Genomic DNA, 21,614 nt, shown 5'->3' on the forward strand with positions numbered 1-21,614 from the left:
TATTTAAATTATTGAGCTTTATCTTTTTTCTTATCGAAAGAGAATCTGCGTGCAATACTAAAACCCCAGCGATACTGGCCTTTGGTCCATGAAGTATTGGTGTCGGTTATAAACTGCGATTCTTGTATCGCTGTTGCATTGGTAAAATTGAGATGAAAAATATGACCGCCAGTTTCGAATTCTAAACCCGCACCCAGGGTATTGTAATATTTATTGCCCCAAAGATTTTCGAGGTAAGCCTTTTTGGTGTCGTCCCTAAACGGCAAGGTGTAATCGGCTACAAATGCCATGCGTTTGGTGATTTTGATACGACCACCTATCGATAGGGCAAAAAGATCATTCTGATCACCAAAAACAGTAAAATTCCGGTGTACATAAGATGGCATGATTAACATCGAAAAATCAGGACTGAATTTACGTGCAATTACAGCCTGAACCACATATACAATTCGGTCTTGAAAATCCTGGTATGCAATAGCCGAAGTTGGATCGGTACTGGCTTTTACAGCCGATATAGTACTGCTTCCGAAAAGTGTAACGCTCAATGGCATTTTTTCATTGCCAGTTTGCCTTAGCAGTCGGTATTTAAGATTGCCTTCGTATAACTGGGTAGCCGGACCGGCTCCTTTTGCCCTGGCGATGCCCACCGAAAGATCATCGCTGATTCCATATTCGAAACCGATACGAACATCGGTAGATTGATCCAGTCCAAAGAAATTTTTAATGCCGCCACTTTGCCCCGCAATATCACCAAAACGGTGGTCTACCCTAAAATCGAGTTCATTTTTAAAAATGGTTTCGTTGGTTTGGATATTAATCAACTTCGGCGATTTAAAAGTTGCGCTCACCTGGCTTTTGGTTGCCGGCATTTGCAGCGCTTTTTCCAGCGAGTCTTGAGCAAAGACAGTTGATGAGAGGCCCAGGCCCATAATTATTAGTGTGCTGTAAATTTTTATCATGACTTAATTTTTTGTGGGATAAACTGCATTAATTTTAACATCAACTACTTCGGCAATTTTCGCAATTACGATGGTTGGTATTTTGATTTTATGATCTTCCAGTTTAACCCTGAAAGTTGTGTTGGCAGTAACAGCGTCGGCAGTAACTGTAATTTTAGCCTGGGTTTGGTAGGTTTTGGTTACGCCATGGATCTGTAAATTGCCTTTTACTGCTACGTTGTATGTTCCCGGTTTCGAAAAATCAACAGGGTCAATTATTTTTCCTTTAAACTCGGAAACAGGGTAGGTATCGCTTTCCATGTAATTCTCATTAAAATGCTCCTGCATCAGTTTCTTTTTAAATTGAAAACTGTTGTTATTAATTTTAAAGATTACCTCACCGGTTTTAACATTAATGCCGGAAGCGGCCGTTTTGCTGGTTGCATCGATATCTTCCATCGGCGCCTTAGAGAAGAATGAAATGGTTACATCTTTGCTGATGAGCATTTGTGCTTGTACGGCTGCAAAAGCAGAAACCAGCATAAGGGTGATGAATAGTTTTTTCATGGCTTTCCTGTTTAGTTTGCTGGCATCCCTCTATCGTACCAGGCAGTTAATAATAGTTTCTCTCTTGCTGTTAAGCTCCCGCCAACCGGCATGGTCATAGTTACTAATGTGTTGGTTTTTACACGTGGCTCGGCTGTAACTGATTGAATTCCGTTAAAGGTCCAAAATCCGCGGTCGGCACCGCCAGGACCATGGCAACTATTGCATTTAGTGGTTAAAAGGGCTCCAACATAATTGTTATAGCTTACATTTTCGGTGGTTACTCCAGTGGGATTACCTTCAGTAAGCTCATCGGCTTGTTTCTTCGAGCATGCAAAAAGCATTAAATAGAACGCAGTAATGCATAAGTAAAGGGTTATTTTTCTCATAGTGGTGATTTAGCAAGTAATCAATCTATTTTCTGTGGCATACCTTAATCAAGGGTTATTGATTAAAGCTGCTATAAGCGTAAGCTTTAATTACCGGATAAAGGATTAGTGGCACGTTTTGTTAATTAAGTTTCTTAGCTGTATTACGGCCACCTTTTTAGAAAGGTTGCCCTAAATCCATATTTTTTTGCAAAAAAAAAAGTCCCCGATCGTTTTACACGTCGGGGACTCAATCAAAAAAGTTTTTGTTTATCCTATCTCCAGGCTTTATACTGGTTAATCAATCCGTTTGTAGAACTGTCGTGGCTCGAAACTTTTTCATCTCCATTTAACTCAGGAAGGATTTTCTTGGCTAGTTGTTTGCCCAGCTCAACGCCCCACTGATCGAAACTGAATATGTTCCAGATAATGCCCTGTACAAATATTTTATGTTCGTAAATGGCAACCAGGCTACCTAAAGTATAAGGCGTTACTTTTTTCAATAAAATAGAATTGGTTGGACGGTTACCTTCGAAAACTTTAAAAGGAGCAATTTTTTGGATCTCCTCTTCAGATTTGCCTTCTTTTTTAAGCTCGGCAACAACTTCTTCTTCGGTTTTACCGTTCATTAAAGCTTCTGTTTGTGCAAAAAAGTTAGATAGCAAGATCGGGTGATGATCGCCAAGTGGATTTAAACTCTGTGCCGGTGCAATAAAATCTGCCGGAATAATGCGTGTACCCTGGTGTATCAGTTGGTAAAAAGCATGCTGACCGTTTGTGCCTGGCTCGCCCCAGATAATCGGTCCGGTTTCATAATCCACTTCGTTACCGTTTCTATCTACATGTTTACCGTTACTTTCCATATCTCCTTGTTGGAAATAGGCTGCAAAACGGTGCATGTATTGATCGTAAGGTAAAATAACCTGTGTTTCGGCATTGTAGAAATTAATATACCAAACACCCAGTAAACCTAATATAACGGGCAAATTGCTTTCGAATTCGGCAGTTTTAAAGTGGTTATCGGTAGCGTGTGCTCCTGCAAGCAATTGTTTAAAATTATCGAAACCAATGCTCAGTGAGATAGATAAACCAATGGCGCTCCATAATGAGTAACGACCACCTACCCAATCCCAAAATTCGAACATATTTGCCGTATCGATACCAAAAGCAGCTACATCTTTTGCGTTGGTAGATAATGCAGCAAAGTGTTTGGCAATATCGCCTTCTTTACCACCTTTTTCTAAAAACCAGGTACGTGCAGAATGCGCATTGGTCATGGTTTCTTGTGTAGTAAATGTTTTAGAGGCTACCAGGAATAAAGTGGTTTCGGCATTTAAACCGGCTAAGGTTTCGGCAATGTGTGTGCCATCAATATTCGAAACGAAATGAATATTTAAGTGATTTTTATAATGTTTTAGGGCTTCGGTAACCATTACCGGACCTAAATCAGAACCACCAATACCAATGTTCACGATATCAGTAATGGCTTTTCCGGTATAACCTTTCCAGTCGCCACTGATAATGCTGTTGCTAAATTTTTCCATTTTAGCCAGCACCGCGTTCACATCGGGCATTACATCTTTACCATCAACCAAAATTGGGCTGTTACTCAGGTTACGTAAAGCAATGTGGAGTACCGAACGGTCTTCCGTTTCGTTAATTTTATCGCCATTGTACATCGATTTAATGGCTTCATCCAGCTTACACTCGCGCGCCAGTTGCATTAACAGTGCTAATGTTTCGTCGCTGATACGGTTTTTACTGTAATCGAGTAAAATATCTTCAAAAAAAACAGAAAACTTGTTGAAACGATCTGCGTCTTCAGCAAAAAGATTTTTAATGCTTTTCTGATTAATATCTATAAAATGATCGGCCAGGTATTTGTAAGCCTCAGTTTCGGTAAAATTTACTTTAGGTAACATAATTTTGGGTTTTTTGTAAAAGTAATAAAGCAAAAATTTAAAATGGTCTTTTTAATGTTCAAAAATCGTTAAGAATTTTAAATCTCAAATAAAGCGTGTAACTTTAATATCAACGTCCCTGTTAACTAACCATCTATTGTTTTACCATTAATTCTATCATTATGTTAGAAAATTTAAATGAAATGGTACGTGAAAACGTACAGGAAAGCGTTGTAAATAATGCCGCTATTCCGAATGAAAAAAATGAAGCGGTTATTCAGGCTGCTTCCGGCTCCATTTTCGATTCTTTGAAAGACCATTTATCATCAGGTAATATTGGCGCGCTTACCGATATTTTTAATGGCAACAAAGCCGAAGGCACCCAGGTGGCCGAGCAAGCTTCCGGTAGTTTTATTGATAAGTTAGGTGGCTTGGGGATTAATGCGGATACGGCGAAATCTCTGGCATCGAGTATTATTCCGGGGCTGATTGCCAAGTTTACCCAAAAAACCAACGATCCGAATGATAGTTCTTTTAACCTGAAAGATGTTTTAGGTAGTTTAGGTGGCGATGACGGTAAATTTGATGTGAGTGATGTGATTGGCATGTTCAATGGCAGGCAATCGCAAGAAGGTGGTCAGGCCGGCGAGGGCGGGATTATGGATAAGTTAAAAGGGATGTTTAATTAAACAAATTAGATTTTTTACTCAAAGTCAGCTGGTAACAGCTGACATCACTGTTATGTTTAATTAGATTATTTTCTTATCGACTAATATTTTAAAGCCATTCCACTTCAGGGATGGCTTTTGTGTTTGTTTCCATTCCAGCTCTGCTTAAAATTGATTAGCTTAGAGCAGCTAAACCTAAATTCTTGATTTCATGAAAAAACTATACCTGATTGGCCTTTCGTTATTTACCTTAAATGCAGCTGCCCAAACTACAGCATTACGACCTGCCGTTGCTAAAAAAGCCGATGCCTTAGAGCAGAAAGTAATTAACTGGCGACGTGATTTTCATGAACACCCCGAATTGGGTAACACTGAAGTGCGAACAGCAGGTATAATTGCTAAACACCTGGAGTCGTTAGGCATTAAAGTAACCACAGGAGTAGCCAAAACAGGAGTAGTAGGCATTTTGAAAGGAGGGAAGCCGGGGCCGGTTGTGGCACTCCGTGCCGATATGGATGGCTTACCTGTTACCGAACGGGTTGATGTTCCATTTGCATCAAAAGTAAAAACGCAGTATAACGGGCAGGAAGTAGGCGTAATGCATGCTTGCGGGCACGATAGTCACATGGCTATTTTAATGGGCGTTGCAGAGGTGCTGGCCGGTATGCAAAAAGATATTCAAGGCACAGTAAAATTCATTTTTCAACCTGCAGAAGAAGGAGTGCCGGAAGGAGAGGAAGGCGGAGCTGCGCTGATGATTAAAGAGGGTGTTTTAGAAAATCCAAAAGTAGATGTAATTTTTGGTCTGCACATCAATTCACAAACTGAGGTTGGTGATGTAACTTATCGCCCGGGTGGTACCATGGCTGCTGTAAACGATATGAAGATTACCGTTACCGGCAGGCAGGCCCATGGTGCTTATCCATGGAGCAGTATCGATCCGGTGGTTATATCGGCACAGATTATCAATAACCTGCAAACCATTGTTAGCCGCAATTTAAATGTAACCGAGAATCCTGGTGTGGTTACCATTGGCGCAATTAATGGTGGTGTACGCTCTAATATTATTCCTGAAAAAGTTGAAATGCTGGGGACCGTTCGCAATTTTAGCAAAGAAGATGAGGCCATGTTTATTGAGCGGATTAAAACCATCGCAACCAAAACGGCCGAAGCGGGTGGCGCAACTGCCATAGTAAAAATTCCATACAGTAACCATTATCCGGTTACCTTCAACAATATTGCACTTACTGAAAAAATGTTGCCCAGTATGCAGTTAACGGCAGGGAAAGAACATGTAAAGTTAAAACCACCGGTTACTGGTGCCGAAGATTTTTCTTTCTTTCAGGAAAAAGTACCTGGTTTGTTTGTGTTTTTAGGTGGGATGCCAAAAGGGAAAGATCCTTTAAAAGCCCCGTCGCACCACACGCCCGATTTTTACCTGGATGAAAGTGGCTTTGTTTTAGGTGTGAAGTTGCTGGCCAACCTAACGCTTGATTATATGGGGATGAAGAAGTAAGGGGTTCATTCGTCATTAGTTCAATTGTTCATTAGTAACTGCAAATTGCCTATTGCAAACTGTTTTATGGGTTAACCGGTTAATTGTTTAAATCGGTTAACTGGTTCCAGGCGTCAAACACTTAACGGGATCGTCATTCCCAACTTGATTGGGAATCGTAATGCTTAAGCTTTGAGATTCCCGCATGCGCGGGAATGACGATTTTTTTTAGGAATTTGTCATTCAAAACAAAGTGAAGAATCACATCAAAAGTGAACGTAATATTTAGGTACTGCCAAAGAGAGATCAAAAAGTTGCTATATTTGTTTCATGACCAAAGAACAGATTCAGGATTTAAGAGACAGAGTAACGTCTCTAAGGAGGTATCTTTGACGTTGAAGAGCTACTTTACGCCATTCGCGAAGAAGAAAAATTAACCATGGCGCCCGATTTCTGGGACGATCCTAAAAAAGCAGAGAAAATTCTTGCTGAAATAAGTGCAAAGAAAAAGTGGACAGATGGCTTTAACCAAACCCATAATGCGGTTGAGGATGCTGCTGTTATGTTCGATTTTTTTCAATCAGGCGATGCTTCAGAAGCTGAGATGAAAGATCAGTTCGAAATCAGCAAACAGGCTGTAGAAGATCTCGAGCTTAAAAACATGCTGCGGAGTAAAGAAGATCAGCTTTCGGCGGTAATGCAAATTACAGCGGGTGCCGGTGGTACCGAGAGTTGCGACTGGGCCTACATGCTGATGCGGATGTACCTGATGTGGGGCGAGAAAAACGGCTATAAAATTACCGAACAGGATAGTCAGGAAGGGGAGATTGCCGGTATTAAATCGGTAACACTTCAGTTTGATGGTGATTTTTCTTATGGCTACCTCAAAGGAGAAAATGGTGTTCACCGACTGGTGCGGATATCGCCTTTTGATTCGAATGCCCGCAGGCATACTTCCTTTGCTTCGGTATATGTTTATCCTTTGGTTGATGATACAATTCAGATTGATATTAACCCTGCCGATATTGAATTTGAAACCTTCAGGGCTGGCGGTGCCGGCGGACAAAACGTAAACAAGGTTGAAACCGCAGTGCGTTTGTATCACAAACCCTCGGGCATTATTATTAAAAACCAGGAATCGCGCTCGCAGTTGCAGAATAAAGAAAATGCCATCCGTTTACTTAAATCGCAGTTGTTCGAAATAGAAGAACGTAAGCGTAACGAAGCCATAGCAGCGGTAGAAGGATCGAAGAAAAAGATAGAGTGGGGCTCGCAAATCAGAAGTTATGTTTTGGACGACAGACGTGTGAAAGATCACCGTACCAACTACCAGACTTCTAACCCTGATGCGGTTTTAAATGGCGATATCAACGACTTTTTGAAAGCATATTTAATGGAATTTTAATTCGAGAAAATGACAAAGATCTTCACCTTAATCATCACATTGTTCATGGCTGTAAACTATTCAGGCGCACAGGAGGTAATTCCATTGTACGCGGGCGATATTCCGGGTGCAAAACCCACACCAACAACCTATACCGAACATACAGAAGTACGTAGTAACGGTACGCTGAGTATTACCAAAGTATCGGTGCCTACTATGACGGTTTTTGTTGCCCCAAAAGAAATTGCTACAGGAGCAGCCGTTATTATTTGTCCTGGCGGTGGTTATGGTGCTTTGGCTTTTAGCCACGAAGGAACCGATGTTGCCAAACGTTTTAATGCAATTGGTATTACGGCTTTTGTATTAAAATACCGTTTGCCGAGCGACGAAATTATGGTTGATAAAACCTATGGCCCTTTACAGGATGCACAGCAGGCCATTTACCTGGTGAAGAAAAATGCAAAAAAATACGGAATTAAAGCTAACAAAGTTGGTATCATGGGCTTTTCGGCAGGAGGGCACTTTGCCTCTACGCTAGTGGCACATTACAACGATCTTAAAATAGCCAATCCCGAAAAAATAAACCTGAAACCCAGCTTCGCAGCTTTAATTTACCCGGTAATCAGCTTCGAAGAATCGGTGCATACCGGTACCATGAAAAACCTTTTGGGACCTAACCCTGCTGATGATCTGAAACATTATTTCTCGGCCAATAAAAATGTGAACAAGAAAACACCTCCTGTTTTCTTTGTGCATGCCAAAGATGATAAAACCGTACCCTATGCCAATAGTGTTTTAATGAATGAAGCATTAAAGGCCAATCATGTTGATACTGATATTTATTTATACGAAAACGGCGGACATGGATTTGGCCTCATTAATAAAACTTCGGATGTAGATTGGTTTAACTTATTGAGCAACTGGATAAAGAAAGAGAAATTTTAATATCTTTGCCGGATATTTTTAACCTCTTGATCTAAAACACCATGCAAAAAACGGTAAAATACCTGATGGTATCTCTTGTTGCTATCCTCGCTATAGCAAGTTGTAAAAAAGAAATTAATTGGAATGCATTTCCCGATCCGAACGGAAATGGCTGTAAGTTGGCCAGTTTAAAAACTGATCTTGGTACATTGGGCGAGTTTTCAATTAGTTATAAATATGATGCTTCCGGTAAATTAGTTAGCGCAACCAGTGATGGCGAAACAATGGTCTATACCTATGCTGCTACAAAAATTACCGGAACCCTTGAAAGTGGTGAAAAGACCGAACTTACATTATCAAACGGAAGAGCGGTATCCGGTTATATGTCTGATTTCTTTCCTGGGGTAAGTGCTACGAGAACCTATACCTATAATGCCGATGGTTATTTAACGGTAATTAAAAGCTATATAGGGAATAACCTTAATTCTACTGCCGAACTTAGTTATACCGGAGGTAATTTAACTCAAACCAAAGTAACCTATACCACAGATGGAAGTGTTGAAACAACCACTTATGAATATTCTGGTGAAGTTGCGGTAAACGCTTATGAGCTGGTTGACCCACTTTCGGCTTTTGTAGATTATATTCCGGGAAATTATTTCGGTAAAGCATCTAAAAATGTGCTTAAAAAATCAGTTACAAGTTCCAGTAACATGGCGAGTGTTGATACAGAGGAATATACTTATGCTTTTGATGGTAAGGGTAATGCAACTTCAATTGTGATCAAAAATCAAACTAAAATGGGTGGAAGTGTAGCCGACGAGTCTTTAGCAACTTTAAGTTTAACTTACAACTGTAAATAGATTTTAATACATTCATACAAAGCCCGATCATAATGCTTGTGATCGGGCTTTTGCGTTTATGGTAAGCATGCAAGCCCGTATCGCTGGCGATGGTTTCATGTTTTATTTAAGAAATTGGTTAAAAACGCCCATTTTACCACTCTATTTTTACGATTTAGGCCCTCATTTTTTATGGCTTGTCTGTATAGCTTTGCTTACAAGCACGTCCGCATTTATCCCGTTCGTTGCAAATGATCTAACCAAATTTACTGAATTAGCATGCAAGCAGGTTAATAGTTGTTTAACTGTGAATCTTGTTGTTTTTCAGGTTTTTATCTGGTTAAGATCATGAGTGAAGTCTTTACAATTAACCAAATATTTACCTAAATCAAAAAAAGATGAGAAAAGAAACAATGAAATGGTGCTTGCTATTGGTATGCATTTGTACGGCGCTTTTATCTTGTAAAAAAGATAAAGCCCAGGTTGAACCAGAACATGGCCAGGTTAAAGCCTGGGAAACCTTAATTGATGGCAATTCTTTTGCCAGCTACGCTAATTTTGAGGCGCAATGGAATTACAATTATCCCTGGGGTACCGATCATAACGGTTCGGCACGCATGGTAGGTAGCGCTTCAAACCATAACCAAATCTCGTTAAGCGGTGGTGTACTTACCATTAAGGCAACCCGTTTGGCTACCTCGCCCGGAAACAGTACAGCCAATGGTTTTACCAATGTAGCTATCTGGTATAATTCTGGAGCTTGCCATGCCAAACAGCAGGTGGTAATTAACGATCAGTTTCCGAGTTACACCATATCAGGCGATTTTGCTGTGCCAACTGTAAAAGGTACCTGGCCGGCTTTCTGGATTACCGGCGTTAATTCATGGCCGCCTGAAAGCGATATTATGGAGTTTAAGGGTAGCAGTACAAACTGGCAAAATACTTACGATGGGGGCTGGGAAAACAAGCTAACTGCAGTTTCTAATGCGGGTTCCTATCACAATTACAAATGCTGGTACAACAAAGTGAGTGCAACCGATGTAGATTGCCATTATTATATTGACAATGTTTGGGTAGCCAAGCATACCATGAGCAATTCGGTAAATAAACCCATGTGGCTAATCATCAATATGCAAATGGAAGGCGATAGCGGATCTCCTGGTCCGGGTGGCAATACCTTGTATACTGCAAGAAATATTTACCTGGGTAGAGAACGGGCTTTTTAAATAACCATTAGTGCATGCGGGAGGAAACACCATGTTTCCTCCTTTTTTCCAAGTAATTGAAATGAAAAACTGGCTGATAATTTTTTTGTTTTTGCTGTCGGGTATCGTATTGGTACAGTGCAAAAAAGATGAGCTGACTGAGCCCGAAAATGAGGTTGTATTGCTGGTTGATAAAATTAACCTGTTGCGGCAGAGCGGATGTAACTGTGGTACAATATACATGCCGCCCGTACAGGCATTATCTGTAAATATGAGCCTGCAGGCTGCGGCCACAGCGCATGCAAAAGACATGGCGCAAAAAGACTATTTCGACCATTTATCTCCAGAGGGTGGTACACCCGAAGAACGGGTAATTAATGCCAGCTATACCGGCCAATTCATAGCCGAAAATTTAGCCAAAGGTTATCGCAAGGCTGATGAGGTAGTAGCTGCATGGAAAAACAGCACAAGCCATTGTAAGGCCATGATGGATGCCAAAAGTATAGAAGCAGGTGTAGGGATGGCTGAAAACTATTGGGCAGTAAGCTTCGGTGCTTCGCGTTAGTGCTAAGCTAAATAATTAAAGCTGATGTAATTTTTCTTTACATCATTAAGAAATTAAGTTGGTATAAATTCCTTTATTTAAAATTGATTTAAAGCTTAAATCCCTTTCATCGTTTTATCGATAACATCGAGTAAGCCATTGGTATAAGCATCGTCGGTAAGCTCCCAGAACATAATGCCATTTAATTTTTTATCGATTACGTACCTGGTTTTTAAATCAATTGATTTAGGATCATCGAAAGTAACCAGTTGCATGTTTTTAGCATTGTAGTAATAAGGCGATTTGGCTACCTCATCCCAGTAATAGGTATAGCCTTCAGCTTCGGTAAAAGTGGTTTTAAAGTTTTTAAAAGAAACACCACGGATAAATTTGGTAGGCTGATACAGTCCTTGGTTGGCATCTACTGTATTCTCAAAAATTCGAGCATAAAAAGCAGCCCCGAGGGCTATTTTATTTGCAGGTACGCCCAAATCAGTTAACGATTTTACGGCATAATGGCCAGATAACTGTTGCTTATCGGTAGAATATAGAGGCGTATGGTGCCCGCTCACTGTTGCATAGCCGCTTACCAGGTCGTAACTCATTACATTAACCCGGTTTACTAATGGCATCACTTTATCCCATTCAAAGCACGAATCGATACAGTTTTGTGTACCTCCTGCCGCGAAACTAATCTCTGCTTTTTTGCCAAGTTTACTCCGCAATGCTTTAATCAATAAGGTAAAATTATGTTTGTCTTCCGGCGTATATCTGTGACCGGGATAGCCCATTACTGCCGGATATTCCCAATCGAGGTCGATGCCATCAGCATGAAAAAAATCGAGGATTTCTTTAGTAGTTTTGGCAAAGGTTTTCCGACCGTTTGCCCGGCTAAAAACTTCTGAACAGGGTGCACAACCACCCCAGCCACCCAGTGCAATCATTACCTTTAAATCGGGATTACGTTTTTTCAGTTCGATCATTTTCGAAATTAAAGCCGAATCTTTGGCCGATCGGATGTTTAAACTATCGCCTTTCAAATGGCCGAAACTATAAATCAGGTGACTTATTTTTTCAACAGGAAAACTGTCAATAACCGATCCGTGACCAGTATAATATGCAATTACATTGGGTTTAGCCGGTGTTTGTGCTTTCAAACTGCCTGTCAGGAATATGAATGCTATTAAAAGGCCAGTTTTAAAGAAATTACCGGTTTTAGAATGCACGTGCTGAAGTTTTAAGGGTTATTTTCTGTTAAAATTTGTTGTAATTCGTTAAGCTCCGCTACCTTTTCGGTAGCACCAGCGTTTTCGTAAGCCGAAATCAGGTTTCTGATTACGCGGCGAATAATATCGGTATTGCTACAGGGTTTATAATATTCGGGCAAAGCTTCGAGGTTAAGCTGGCGTAAAAACTGGTCAACATCGTGTTTGCCAAAAATATTACCGCGGTTAAAGGCGTTAATGTAAAAAAGTACACCATACTCGGTGCCTTCCTGTTTACTATCATCTATATACCCTAAAATAAAATGCTGCGGCAAATTAATGCCGTATACTGGTAAATCCAACTTTTGAGCCAGGGTAGAATAAATAATAGCTAAAGAAATCTGGTTTCCCTTTTTGCTTTCCAGAACCTGACTGAGATAAGAATTTTGCGGATCGTGGTGGTTTTTGGTATTTCCACCAAAACCATATTGCTGGTATAAAACGTGGTTAATCAGTTTAACTTTTTCAACCGAACTCATTTCGTATTGAAGGCCCAGCCAGATATCCCTTTTAATATCTTCGATCTGATTAATTACCTTTTGTTCGTCTAAATCAGGGTATTGATAACGGTTTATAATCAGCGCACCCTGCAATAAATCGAAAGCACCACTTAAATACCAAAGGTTTAAATCCTCCTTAACGGTTTTAAACTGGATTTGGTGAACAATATTTTCAATGCGTTCCTGCATCAGGCTGTCGAACGACTGCTCCCATGCATTTTCTAAATAATGGATTACCTCACCACCATATTCCAGCAGTTTTTTCTCCACATGCTGGTACACTTCCTCATCCGGATCATCCAACAATTTTACTAAAGCACTTATCTCTGCGATATTTTCCATAAAACATACATACGTTTGCGGTGTTTAATTACTTTTGCAATATTATGCTATTTCAATTTATTACAGATTACCTTAAACACCGTTTCACAGCAAAAAGCAGGCATGGAACGCATTCGCCATTTGTGTACAAGCTCGCTGATGAGGTAATTTACGATTTTAAGGACAAATCTGAATACAAAAACATAGAGGAACAGCGAAAAAAACTTTTTAATGACGATTCCATAATCACGGTTACTGACCTTGGAGCAGGATCGCACCTCAATAAAAACCGCACCAAGAAAGTTAGCCAGATTGCTAAAAACGCATTAAAAAGTCCGCGACTGGCCAAGCTCATTTACCGTCTGGCTAAAAATACGGCTCCTAAAAGTGCTATCGAGCTCGGTACCTGCCTGGGTATTACTACCGCCTATTTGGCTAAAACAGATGCCAATGCCGAAATCATTACCATAGAGGGCTGCCCGCAAACTGCGGCAGTGGCCAAAAAGAATTTTGAAACGCTGGGATTGAATAATATTGAGCTGCATGTAGGCAATTTCGATTTAATTTTACCCGATATTATCGCGCATCAACCCAGTCTGGATTTCGTTTACATAGACGGAAACCATAGGAAAGATGCCACTCTGAATTATTTTAAATGGTGTTTGCCGAAAATTAACGAAAATTCGCTGCTGATTTTTGACGATATTTACTGGAGCCAGGGCATGAAAGAAGCCTGGACCGAAATTAAAAACCATCCCGATGTTAGCATAACCATCGATTTGTTTTGGATAGGATTGGTTTATTTTAAAAAGGGGCAGGCTAAAGAACATTTTAAACTTAAGTTTTAAACCCATGCAGGAACCGAAATTAGCAGGTATTCTAAAACGATCGGCACTCTTTATTTTGCTGCTCAGCCTCTTTTCGGGAATTGTAGCATACCTGCTTTCGCTACTTTGCAAAATGGATGCCCTCACGCATATTATGTTTGGGTGGGATGTATTTTGCCTGGTACTCATTAGTCTCCATTGGTATATGTTTTTTCATACCTCTGCAGCCGAAACCCATTTAAAAGCCAAAATGCAGGATGAAACGCGGGGCGAAATTTTTGCTATTGTAGTGGTTTCTACCTTTGCCGGCTTACTTGCGGTAGTGTTGCTGCTCATTAACAAAGATATTGAACCACTCGATCTGGTAATTGCTATCCTGGGCATGTTTTTATCGTGGTTTTTGGTGCATACCACCTTTACTATGCGCTACGCGCATTTGTATTATGGCGACAAGCGTAAAGAAAAATCAGCAAAAGGAGGTTCAGGACTAGAGTTTCCGGGCGATGATGAACCTGATTTTATTGATTTTGCCTATTTCTCTTTTGTTTTGGGTATGACCTTCCAGGTTTCGGATGTCGAAATTTCTGATCGTACCATTAGAAGACTGTCGCTGCTACACAGTTTAATCGCCTTTATTTTCAATACCGTAATTGTAGCACTTACCATCAATGCCGTTGCGGGGTTAAGCAAGTAATCAGGCCTCGCCTCTGCCAGCGTGCAAACAAGTGTAAAATGCTATCCACTACCTTTTTTAGAAAATGAGCAGTCAGGTTCTTTTGGCGGCTTGCTGTCCTGCTTTCCGTTTCAAGTCCTCTCCCGATGAAAAATCGGGTTGCGGGCTTTTCACTTCATCCGATAGCTATCGGATCAGGTTTAATTACTGCGGTTCAGCCTTTAATTGGCATTAAGTTCCATTCCCTTTTAATGGGATTAATAATTATTTATTTGTAAATCAGTTGTTTATGTTTTGTTAACTGATTTTTCAGTCGAATAACTTATTTTTCAGTTGTGAAACTGAAAAATAAGTTATATATTTGGTTATGGAAGAATTAACCAAAGCAGAAGAGCGCATTATGCAGGTTTTATGGAAGCTGCAAAAAGCATTTGTAAAAGATATTATTGATGAACTGGATGAAGAACCGAAACCACCATACAATACCATTTCGTCTATCGTGCGTTTGCTCGAAAAGAAAGGTTATGTAAATTATAAAGCTTACGGTAAGACTTACGAATATTTTCCGGCAATTAGCAAAGATCAGTATGCCAAAACTACATTTTCCAAGCTGTTTTCGGGGTATTTTGATAATTCGCCAGCCAGCCTTTTGTCTTTTATGGTAAAAGAGGAAAAGCTAAGTGAAAAAGATATAGAAGAAATTAAGCAGTTAATTAACCAAAACAGCAGGCCATGATTTTGATTTATCTCCTTAAAGTTTCGGCGTGTACAGCATTGTTTTTTGCAGTTTATCATTTCTTGCTGGCCAGGCTTACGTTTTTTAACCTGAACAGAGTTTACTTGCTACTGATGCTGGTATTCAGTTTCATAATACCTGCTTTAACTATCGAAAATATACAGGAAATAGTTGTGCCTGCCGATCAAAAATTAAATCAGGTTACTTATGCAAAAAATGATGGCTTTGTAGAGCAGGATTTTATAGATAATGGTGCAAAGCCGGTTAAAAACTTAAATTGGGAATTGCTTCTCGTTTATGCATACCTCAGTATTTTGATTCTTTTATCTTTCAGAATGGTTTTGATGATGATCCGGATTAAGCATCAGTTGCGTAAAAACAAGTTGGGGGAGGAAGATTCGGTTATTCTGGTGGGTAAAAACTCGGCCATTAAAAACTGTTCTTTCCTTAACCGCATCGTAGTCGATATTTCTCTACCGCCCAGCGAACGCGAGCTGGTCATCAGGCACGAGTTGGTGCATGTAAAACAGTTACATGCAGCAGATAAACTACTGGCAAATGTAGTAACCGCTGTTCTTTGGTTTAACCCCGTTATTTATTTCTGGCGTAATGCCATCGATCATAACCACGAATTTTTGGCCGATCGGGAAACCTCACGCGTAGCCGATAAAAAAGTTTATGCATCGTTGCTGCTTAACCTGGCCATGCCAGCCAAACAACTTGCAACCCATAGCTTCAGTAAGTTACCCTTAAAAAATAGAATTATGATGTTGTACAAAGAACCCAATGCAAAACTGAAAAGGCTGGCTTATTTAGCCGTAGTGCCCGTATTGTTGATCTGCTGCATGGCATTTATCAACAGAAAAGAAATTATTGTAGAAAAAACAATGGCTGGTGCCGAAATTCCGTCAGATGCACCGCGAAAACCCAATGTTTATGCCATGAATTACCTTAAAGATAACCTGATTATTAAGCGAAATACACGGGGAGCCATTAAAGCGGTAGAAGTGGTATTGGTTGTTGATGCGGGCCATGGTGGTAAAGATGCTGCAGCAACGGCTGTAGATGGGCAAAGAGAAAAGGACCTCAACTTACGAGCAGTAAAAATTTTAAAGGAAGAAGCTGCAAAAAGAGGGATAAAAGTATTGCTCACCAGAGATAAGGATGAATATCTGTCTCTTCGCGATCGCCTGCCTCAGCAACCTGTAACTGCATTTATCTCTATCCATCACAATGCTGGTGTAAAAAACAGTGAGCAGGTTCCTTTTAATGGTGTAGAAGTATACGTTTCTAAATTGAACAAAAACATTAAGGTTGCGGAAGAATTTGGTACAGGCATTTTAAGTAAACTGAATAAACTGGAAGGCCTGCCGGTGAGGGGAGCCTTAAAGGAAGCTAACCTGTATTTGTTACGCGAATCGAAAGCGCCTGCCGTGGTAATTGAAATGGGTAATATTGCCGACGAAAAAAGTCTGGAGTATATCAGTCAGGAAAAAAATATTCGCAGGATGAGTAACCTGATTCTGGATGGTTTTGTAGAATTTTCACAACGCGGCTGCTAAATAAACGGACGGCTAAAATGAGCAGAGATAAAGCTGTTGTCTCACTCTTCGGAAATGCCAAATTAATTTATAATGAAGTGGTCTTATCTGGAGCTAAAATTGTTTACAACAAGAAGAAAAATTCGGTAATGGTAAATAAAGCAACCATGACTACTGGCAACAATGAAGTTATAAAAGCAGATAGTTTGTTCTTTAATTTAAATACCGAAAAGGCCAGATTATATGGCACTGGTTTTAACCATTAAATGTTGCGGTTTTCTTTCTTTTTGTTTGTCTGTTTTTCTGCTTTGCACTCATGGGCACAGTTCAGCATTTTTGGTAAATTAACAGATCAAAATTTTAATACTTTACCAGCTATTACCATTAAAATTTCTGGTTCTGGAAGTCAGTTAAATTATACTCAGACTGATAGCTTAGGTAATTACCATTTTAAAGGTTTAAAAGGTGGTCAGTATTTGATTACTTACAGTGCACTTAATTTTAAGACCACAACCAGAAGCCTATATTTAACATCTGATACCATTATTAATATACAGCTGTTTGCAAATGAGCAAATGTTAGCTGATGTAGATATAAAGGCTAAACAACCCTTAATCACCCATAAAATAGACCGCACTATTTTCAATGCTGAAAATAGTTTGGCAGCTATCGGTACCGATGCGCTCGAACTGCTGGCAAAAGTACCTGGAGTAAGGGTTTTAAACGATAAAGTTTCGCTGGTAGGGAAGGGGAGTGTAAGTGTAATGATCGACGATAAACTGGTGCAGCTAGCCGGCGATGACTTGTCGAATTACCTCAAATCAATTTCGGCGGGTAACATTGCAAAAATCGAAATTATAACCAATCCACCGGCAAAGTACGATGCCCAGGGAAATAATGGCTTAATTAATATTGTACTCAAAAAAACACTGGGCAATGGTTTTAAAGGCTCGGTAAATGCTGGATTAAATCAGGCCACCTATGCTGCGGCTGTTATTGGAGGTAATTTAAATTACCGCAAAGATAAGCTCACACTATATACCAATCTTAATTTCAGAAAAGGATCACTGGTACCTTTAGAGCAAAGTAACATTTACTATCCTGCGCAGCAGTGGGAAGTTGTAAATAAAGACCGTAATTTTCGAACAGTACCCAGCGGGCAGTTAGGTTTCGATTATCAGTTTTCGAAAGGTGGTACCGTTGGCGCTTCCTATGCCGGTGGCCTTACCAATTTTCATTCAGAAGAGCAGATCAATACTTCGGTTTTTGGAGCAGCACATCTTATTGATTCAGCACTAAACTCCAATGCCAATGCCAAAATCAGGTCGCATTACCACTCGGCCAGTATATATTTACAACAATTGCTGGATACTGCGGGCAAAACATTTACACTTAATGCCGACTGGTTTAGGTACAATGATGATAAAAACCGGTTCTTTGATAATACCAGTTATTCCTCAAACGGACAGCTTATTCCAGGCTCCTTTGCCGAGTATTTATCGGCCAGTAAGCAGCAGATAGCCCTATATACATTAAAGGCCGATTTCGATTTGCCTTATCCTTTTTTGAAGATATCGCTTGGCGGAAAAACCAGTTTTATCCAAAATGAGAGTGATGTTAACTTTTTTAAACGCAATGCAGGAACCTATATCCAGGATGAAAAACAAAGTAATTTGTTCAGGTACCGGGAAAATACGCAGGCGCTATACCTTAATGCAAGTAAAAATATTAAACGCTGGGATTTTCAATTCGGTTTACGCGGGGAATATACGCAGCTTGATGGTGTTTCGGTAAATGAGCACAATCAGATCCGGTATTTCCAGATGTTTCCCACTGCTTTTATTAGTTACCGGGCAAGCGAGCAAAGTGTTTGGTCGGTAAATTATGGCCGGCGAATTAACCGTCCTGCTTACCGTAAACTCAATCCGTTCCGTTGGTACAGCAACCAATATGTTTATACAGAAGGCAATCCGTTTTTAAAACCATCATACAATAACAATATCAGCCTGATGCATATTTACAAACAGCTATTTACCACTACTTTTTCGTTTAGCAAAACCACCGATGGCTATAACGATGTAAATTTTGTTGAGGCGCTTTCCAATACCCAGTCATCAAAACCGGTTAATTTTATTACGGGCTATCATTATCAGCTAAGCAATTCAGTTGTGCTTAATCCGTTAAAGATTTGGGAGAATACTAGTCAGCTTGATGTTTTTTACAATGTAGCTAACTCTGCACTACCGCAAACTTTAAAGCGTTTAACAGGCTTAGGTGCTTATTTTGCCAGTACAAATCAGTTCGTTTTTAACCAGTCGAAAACTGTGCTTGGCGACATTAGTTTCTGGTACGCCTGGCCTACGGTTGATGGAGTAAACAAAAGCAGTAGCCAATATAATCTGGATATTGGCTTTAAAACGTTATGGCTCAATAAAAAATTGCAAATCGCCCTGGCAGCTACCGATATTTTAAAAACAGATCGCTATCGTTTTAGCAGTTTAATTAACGGCATTAATCAGGTATATCACAATTACTACGATAGCCGGCAGTTAAGGTTTTCGGTAAGTTATAATTTTGGCAATGAAAAAATTAAGCGACAAGAAATTAAACAAGGTAACGAGGAGGAACGGAAGAGAAATAACTAGGTTAGTAAAATCCATAGCATAACTTTTACCACCTAAGACAACAGGTAAGCACATTTAAGGTTTGTTTAGGTTGATATAAAACTTCAATAGCTTAAATGGTTATTAAAATTGGCCCGCAGATTTCGTTGATTACCGCAGAACGGGTAGCATGGTTTTTTACCATCTAAGACATTTTGCGATTTTTTCCATTATCTATCTTACGCCATTCCTATTTCCATCTTTTAAAACGCTTCAGCCAAACTGATATAAAAGCCGCTTTGGCGTTTTTCATTCGGTAATTTTTCACCTATACCATAGTCAAGTCTAACGCTAAGTCCTTTTGCCGGATCAAAAAAGTAGCGGCCACCAACCCCATAGTTGGGTTTTAGCCCATCGCCATTAAACTGACCATTGCTAAATACCTTACCTGTGCCGGCAAAAGCTACGATACCGAAACGGTTCATAAAGCGGTAGCGTATTTCGGCTTGTGCTGCCATTAAGTTTTCGTCGCGGTAACGGCCACTGTAATAGCCACGCATCATTTGGTCGTTTCCTAACTGTTGCAATAAATAAAATGGTGTGCTTTTGCTTTGTATAGTGTAATATAATCCCTGTACGCCTACAACCACTTTTGGGGCTAAGCTAAAGAAACCACGCAGATCGAGCTTAATCTGCGAACCATTAAAACTTTCGCCACCAAAAAAATCAGGTGCGTATTGATAGGTTGCCCTTCCGAAGAAACCTTTGGTTGGGTAATTGTTGCTGTTGCGGGTATCATAACTTTGCGATACGCCGATCCACGCCACTGAGCCACCATCTTTATCTAAAATAGCTGGGTTAGTGGTATAAATGCCTCCAACTTGCTTGTCGATAAAATGATAATTTTCAAAACCTAATGAAACACCTGTGTAGGCTTTGGGTAGGGTATTCATTTCTGCATCAAAAAGTGTTTTAAAAACCCTTTGATCTAATTTATCTTCATCAGCCTTTGTAGCGTTATTGCCAATGCCATAAAAATTAAAGGGCTGGTTTTTGAAACGGATATCACCAATAAAGTGATATTTATTCCCTTTTGTCCACATGTCGCCCTTCAGCATAAAATTAGCTGTCTTTTTGGTAGAGTAGGTGGTATTCAGTGCGAAATTGGAGCTGCGGTTCAGTGTATCTTTGCGGTCTATGTAAAAGGAGTAAATAGCGCCAACACCAAATTCAAATCCAGTTTCCTGACTATAGCCAAAAGCCGGTAAAGGCAAAAAGCTGGCTTTACGTGTAGTATCTTTTTCGTTCGAGAGCATTTTCCTGATCAGTTTCATTTGTGCAAAAGAGCTTCCTGAAACAAGTGCAAGTAAAATAATTAGATAATATTTTTTCATTGATGCAAAGAAAAGGAAATTTAGTTATAAGTTGGTTAATCGGTTAACGGTTTAAATTGGTTAACTGACACCAAATGCCAAACGCTCAACTCCAAGCTAATTGGCTCATTCGTTCATTGGTCATTTGTTCATTGGTGCTGCCAACTGTAAACTGAATTGTGGTTAATCGGTTAACTGATTAAATTGGTTAACTGACACCAAACGCCGAACGCTCAACTCCAAACTGATTGGTTCATTCGTTCATTGGTCATTTGTTCATTGGTACTGCAAACTGCCAACTGTAAACTGAATTGTGGTTAATCGGTTAACGGTTTAAATTGGTTAACTGACACCAAATGCCAAACGCTCAACTCCAAACTGATTGGTTCATTGGTCATTTGTTCATTAGTACTGCAAACTGCCAATTGTAAACTGGTTGGTTCATTCGTTCACTGGTCGTTTGTTCATTGGTGCCTGGTCATTGGTTATTGTTAATGGGTATTTGATCATTGGTGCCTGGTTATTGGTCATTGTTGTTTGATAATTGGTTATTATAAGGTATACCTTATATATATGTTATCTCAAAAAGATCCTTCGACTCCGCTCAGGATGCCGATCGCATAGCTGAGGACGACATGCGCATCGTGACGATCGCGAGGGGATAGGTGCATTTACCTGCTGCCACCTAAACCGGATTGACGGGGAAAGCCCGCATCCCGATTTTTCATCGGGAGAGGACTTGTACCAAAAAGCCGGGCTACCTTTAATAAAAGTTACTGTCACTGCTTTTCTGAAAAACAGGTATTAACTTATTTAAGCTAGAGATCCTGAAACAAGTTCAGGATGACGATTGTTGAGTATGACGCGCTAATTCATATTGTCTCACAAAGGCCAAACACAGCCCGCCAAACGCTAAACGCATTTACGTTTTAACCTTTCGGCCTAAATACCTATTTTTGC

Annotated in this window: 20 protein-coding genes; 13 read left to right on the forward strand and 7 right to left on the reverse strand. The window is 40.0% G+C overall.

Annotated features, from left to right (window positions below):
• Positions 1-8 precede the first annotated feature (8 nt).
• The 4 genes from BLR37_RS04980 to pgi all read right to left on the reverse strand — a co-directional run bounded on the left by BLR37_RS04980 (position 9) and on the right by pgi (position 3,774).
• Positions 9-959 carry a DUF5777 family beta-barrel protein gene (locus BLR37_RS04980; RefSeq protein ID WP_090765396.1) on the reverse strand — a complete coding sequence of 317 codons (951 nt, stop codon included), beginning with the start codon at positions 957-959 and terminating at the stop codon, positions 9-11.
• A 3-nt stretch (positions 960-962) separates the two neighbouring features.
• Positions 963-1,505 (reverse strand): YceI family protein, encoded by a 543-nt coding sequence (locus BLR37_RS04985; RefSeq protein ID WP_090765399.1) that lies wholly within the window; start codon positions 1,503-1,505, stop codon positions 963-965.
• An 11-nt stretch (positions 1,506-1,516) separates the two neighbouring features.
• The gene (locus BLR37_RS04990) at positions 1,517-1,873 is read right to left on the reverse strand and encodes a hypothetical protein (RefSeq protein ID WP_143009533.1); all 357 of its coding nucleotides are present in this window, start codon (positions 1,871-1,873) and stop codon (positions 1,517-1,519) included.
• Positions 1,874-2,127: 254 nt separating this feature from the next.
• Entirely contained in the window at positions 2,128-3,774 is a 1,647-nt protein-coding gene (gene pgi / locus BLR37_RS04995; RefSeq protein ID WP_090765404.1) for a glucose-6-phosphate isomerase, read from the reverse strand.
• Between the two features lie 161 nt (positions 3,775-3,935).
• Here pgi and BLR37_RS05000 point away from each other — a divergent pair, with 161 nt between their 5' ends.
• From BLR37_RS05000 to BLR37_RS05035, 7 genes are all read left to right on the forward strand, one after another.
• On the forward strand, positions 3,936-4,442 hold the full coding sequence (locus BLR37_RS05000; protein WP_090765407.1) for a hypothetical protein: 507 nt from the start codon (positions 3,936-3,938) through the stop codon (positions 4,440-4,442).
• A gap of 190 nt (positions 4,443-4,632) precedes the next feature.
• Positions 4,633-5,937: an amidohydrolase gene (locus BLR37_RS05005; RefSeq protein ID WP_090765410.1), complete on the forward strand. Its 1,305-nt coding sequence runs from the start codon at positions 4,633-4,635 to the stop codon at positions 5,935-5,937.
• A gap of 309 nt (positions 5,938-6,246) precedes the next feature.
• Positions 6,247-7,321 (forward strand): peptide chain release factor 2 gene (gene prfB / locus BLR37_RS05010; protein WP_143009534.1). Its coding sequence is split into 2 segments (ribosomal slippage): positions 6,247-6,306 and positions 6,308-7,321, totalling 1,074 coding nucleotides; the frame shifts between segments, so codons are not numbered across the junction.
• A gap of 9 nt (positions 7,322-7,330) precedes the next feature.
• Entirely contained in the window at positions 7,331-8,245 is a 915-nt protein-coding gene (locus tag BLR37_RS05015) for an alpha/beta hydrolase (RefSeq protein ID WP_090765414.1), read from the forward strand.
• Between the two features lie 41 nt (positions 8,246-8,286).
• Positions 8,287-9,087 carry a DUF4595 domain-containing protein gene (locus tag BLR37_RS05020; protein ID WP_090765417.1) on the forward strand — a complete coding sequence of 267 codons (801 nt, stop codon included), beginning with the start codon at positions 8,287-8,289 and terminating at the stop codon, positions 9,085-9,087.
• 377 nt (positions 9,088-9,464) lie between these two features.
• The gene (locus tag BLR37_RS05030) at positions 9,465-10,292 is read left to right on the forward strand and encodes a glycoside hydrolase family 16 protein (RefSeq protein ID WP_090765422.1); all 828 of its coding nucleotides are present in this window, start codon (positions 9,465-9,467) and stop codon (positions 10,290-10,292) included.
• A gap of 61 nt (positions 10,293-10,353) precedes the next feature.
• Positions 10,354-10,836 (forward strand): CAP domain-containing protein, encoded by a 483-nt coding sequence (locus tag BLR37_RS05035; protein WP_167356551.1) that lies wholly within the window; start codon positions 10,354-10,356, stop codon positions 10,834-10,836.
• Positions 10,837-10,931: 95 nt separating this feature from the next.
• Here BLR37_RS05035 and BLR37_RS05040 read toward each other — a convergent pair whose 3' ends face one another.
• Both BLR37_RS05040 and BLR37_RS05045 read right to left on the reverse strand, forming a co-directional pair.
• A complete protein-coding gene (locus BLR37_RS05040) occupies positions 10,932-12,041 on the reverse strand; it encodes a glycoside hydrolase family 18 protein (protein WP_090765428.1) in 1,110 nt (369 codons plus the stop codon).
• Positions 12,042-12,052: 11 nt separating this feature from the next.
• Positions 12,053-12,922, reverse strand: coding sequence for a transglutaminase-like domain-containing protein (locus BLR37_RS05045; RefSeq protein WP_090765431.1), 870 nt, complete (start codon positions 12,920-12,922; stop codon positions 12,053-12,055).
• A gap of 44 nt (positions 12,923-12,966) precedes the next feature.
• Between BLR37_RS05045 and BLR37_RS05050 the strand changes: the two genes are divergently transcribed.
• The 6 genes from BLR37_RS05050 to BLR37_RS05075 all read left to right on the forward strand — a co-directional run bounded on the left by BLR37_RS05050 (position 12,967) and on the right by BLR37_RS05075 (position 19,323).
• Positions 12,967-13,749 carry an O-methyltransferase gene (locus BLR37_RS05050; protein ID WP_090765434.1) on the forward strand — a complete coding sequence of 261 codons (783 nt, stop codon included), beginning with the start codon at positions 12,967-12,969 and terminating at the stop codon, positions 13,747-13,749.
• A 4-nt stretch (positions 13,750-13,753) separates the two neighbouring features.
• Positions 13,754-14,422 carry a DUF1345 domain-containing protein gene (locus BLR37_RS05055; RefSeq protein ID WP_090765437.1) on the forward strand — a complete coding sequence of 223 codons (669 nt, stop codon included), beginning with the start codon at positions 13,754-13,756 and terminating at the stop codon, positions 14,420-14,422.
• A gap of 346 nt (positions 14,423-14,768) precedes the next feature.
• Complete coding sequence (locus BLR37_RS05060) at positions 14,769-15,137, forward strand: BlaI/MecI/CopY family transcriptional regulator (RefSeq protein WP_090765440.1); 369 nt, start codon at positions 14,769-14,771, stop codon at positions 15,135-15,137.
• On the forward strand, positions 15,134-16,699 hold the full coding sequence (locus BLR37_RS05065) for an N-acetylmuramoyl-L-alanine amidase (RefSeq protein WP_090765443.1): 1,566 nt from the start codon (positions 15,134-15,136) through the stop codon (positions 16,697-16,699). Before BLR37_RS05060 ends, BLR37_RS05065 begins: the two co-directional genes overlap by 4 nt.
• Before the next feature lie 17 nt (positions 16,700-16,716).
• The gene (locus BLR37_RS05070) at positions 16,717-16,944 is read left to right on the forward strand and encodes a hypothetical protein (protein ID WP_090765446.1); all 228 of its coding nucleotides are present in this window, start codon (positions 16,717-16,719) and stop codon (positions 16,942-16,944) included.
• Complete coding sequence (locus BLR37_RS05075; RefSeq protein WP_090765449.1) at positions 16,945-19,323, forward strand: outer membrane beta-barrel family protein; 2,379 nt, start codon at positions 16,945-16,947, stop codon at positions 19,321-19,323.
• Between the two features lie 221 nt (positions 19,324-19,544).
• Here BLR37_RS05075 and BLR37_RS05080 read toward each other — a convergent pair whose 3' ends face one another.
• On the reverse strand, positions 19,545-20,675 hold the full coding sequence (locus BLR37_RS05080; protein WP_090765452.1) for a BamA/TamA family outer membrane protein: 1,131 nt from the start codon (positions 20,673-20,675) through the stop codon (positions 19,545-19,547).
• Between the last annotated feature and the right edge of the window lie 939 nt (positions 20,676-21,614).

It is taken from the genome of Pedobacter soli (genome assembly GCF_900101435.1).
GTDB classification, from domain to species: Bacteria; Bacteroidota; Bacteroidia; order Sphingobacteriales; family Sphingobacteriaceae; genus Pedobacter; species Pedobacter soli.

Bases quoted from the DNA above. Each gene is read 5' to 3' on its own strand.
- BLR37_RS05055 (WP_090765437.1), top strand. From the start codon at position 13,754: ATGCAGGAACCGAAATTAGCAGGTATTCTAAAACGATCGGCACTCTTT.
- BLR37_RS05080 (WP_090765452.1), bottom strand. From the start codon at position 20,675: ATGAAAAAATATTATCTAATTATTTTACTTGCACTTGTTTCAGGAAGC.
- BLR37_RS05050 (WP_090765434.1), top strand. From the start codon at position 12,967: ATGCTATTTCAATTTATTACAGATTACCTTAAACACCGTTTCACAGCA.
- BLR37_RS05045 (WP_090765431.1), bottom strand. From the start codon at position 12,922: ATGGAAAATATCGCAGAGATAAGTGCTTTAGTAAAATTGTTGGATGAT.
- BLR37_RS05030 (WP_090765422.1), top strand. From the start codon at position 9,465: ATGAGAAAAGAAACAATGAAATGGTGCTTGCTATTGGTATGCATTTGT.
- BLR37_RS05060 (WP_090765440.1), top strand. From the start codon at position 14,769: ATGGAAGAATTAACCAAAGCAGAAGAGCGCATTATGCAGGTTTTATGG.
- BLR37_RS05000 (WP_090765407.1), top strand. From the start codon at position 3,936: ATGTTAGAAAATTTAAATGAAATGGTACGTGAAAACGTACAGGAAAGC.
- BLR37_RS05005 (WP_090765410.1), top strand. From the start codon at position 4,633: ATGAAAAAACTATACCTGATTGGCCTTTCGTTATTTACCTTAAATGCA.
- BLR37_RS04980 (WP_090765396.1), bottom strand. From the start codon at position 959: ATGATAAAAATTTACAGCACACTAATAATTATGGGCCTGGGCCTCTCA.
- pgi (WP_090765404.1), bottom strand. From the start codon at position 3,774: ATGTTACCTAAAGTAAATTTTACCGAAACTGAGGCTTACAAATACCTG.
- BLR37_RS05065 (WP_090765443.1), top strand. From the start codon at position 15,134: ATGATTTTGATTTATCTCCTTAAAGTTTCGGCGTGTACAGCATTGTTT.
- BLR37_RS05035 (WP_167356551.1), top strand. From the start codon at position 10,354: ATGAAAAACTGGCTGATAATTTTTTTGTTTTTGCTGTCGGGTATCGTA.
- BLR37_RS04985 (WP_090765399.1), bottom strand. From the start codon at position 1,505: ATGAAAAAACTATTCATCACCCTTATGCTGGTTTCTGCTTTTGCAGCC.
- BLR37_RS04990 (WP_143009533.1), bottom strand. From the start codon at position 1,873: ATGAGAAAAATAACCCTTTACTTATGCATTACTGCGTTCTATTTAATG.
- BLR37_RS05020 (WP_090765417.1), top strand. From the start codon at position 8,287: ATGCAAAAAACGGTAAAATACCTGATGGTATCTCTTGTTGCTATCCTC.
- BLR37_RS05075 (WP_090765449.1), top strand. From the start codon at position 16,945: ATGTTGCGGTTTTCTTTCTTTTTGTTTGTCTGTTTTTCTGCTTTGCAC.
- BLR37_RS05070 (WP_090765446.1), top strand. From the start codon at position 16,717: ATGAGCAGAGATAAAGCTGTTGTCTCACTCTTCGGAAATGCCAAATTA.
- BLR37_RS05015 (WP_090765414.1), top strand. From the start codon at position 7,331: ATGACAAAGATCTTCACCTTAATCATCACATTGTTCATGGCTGTAAAC.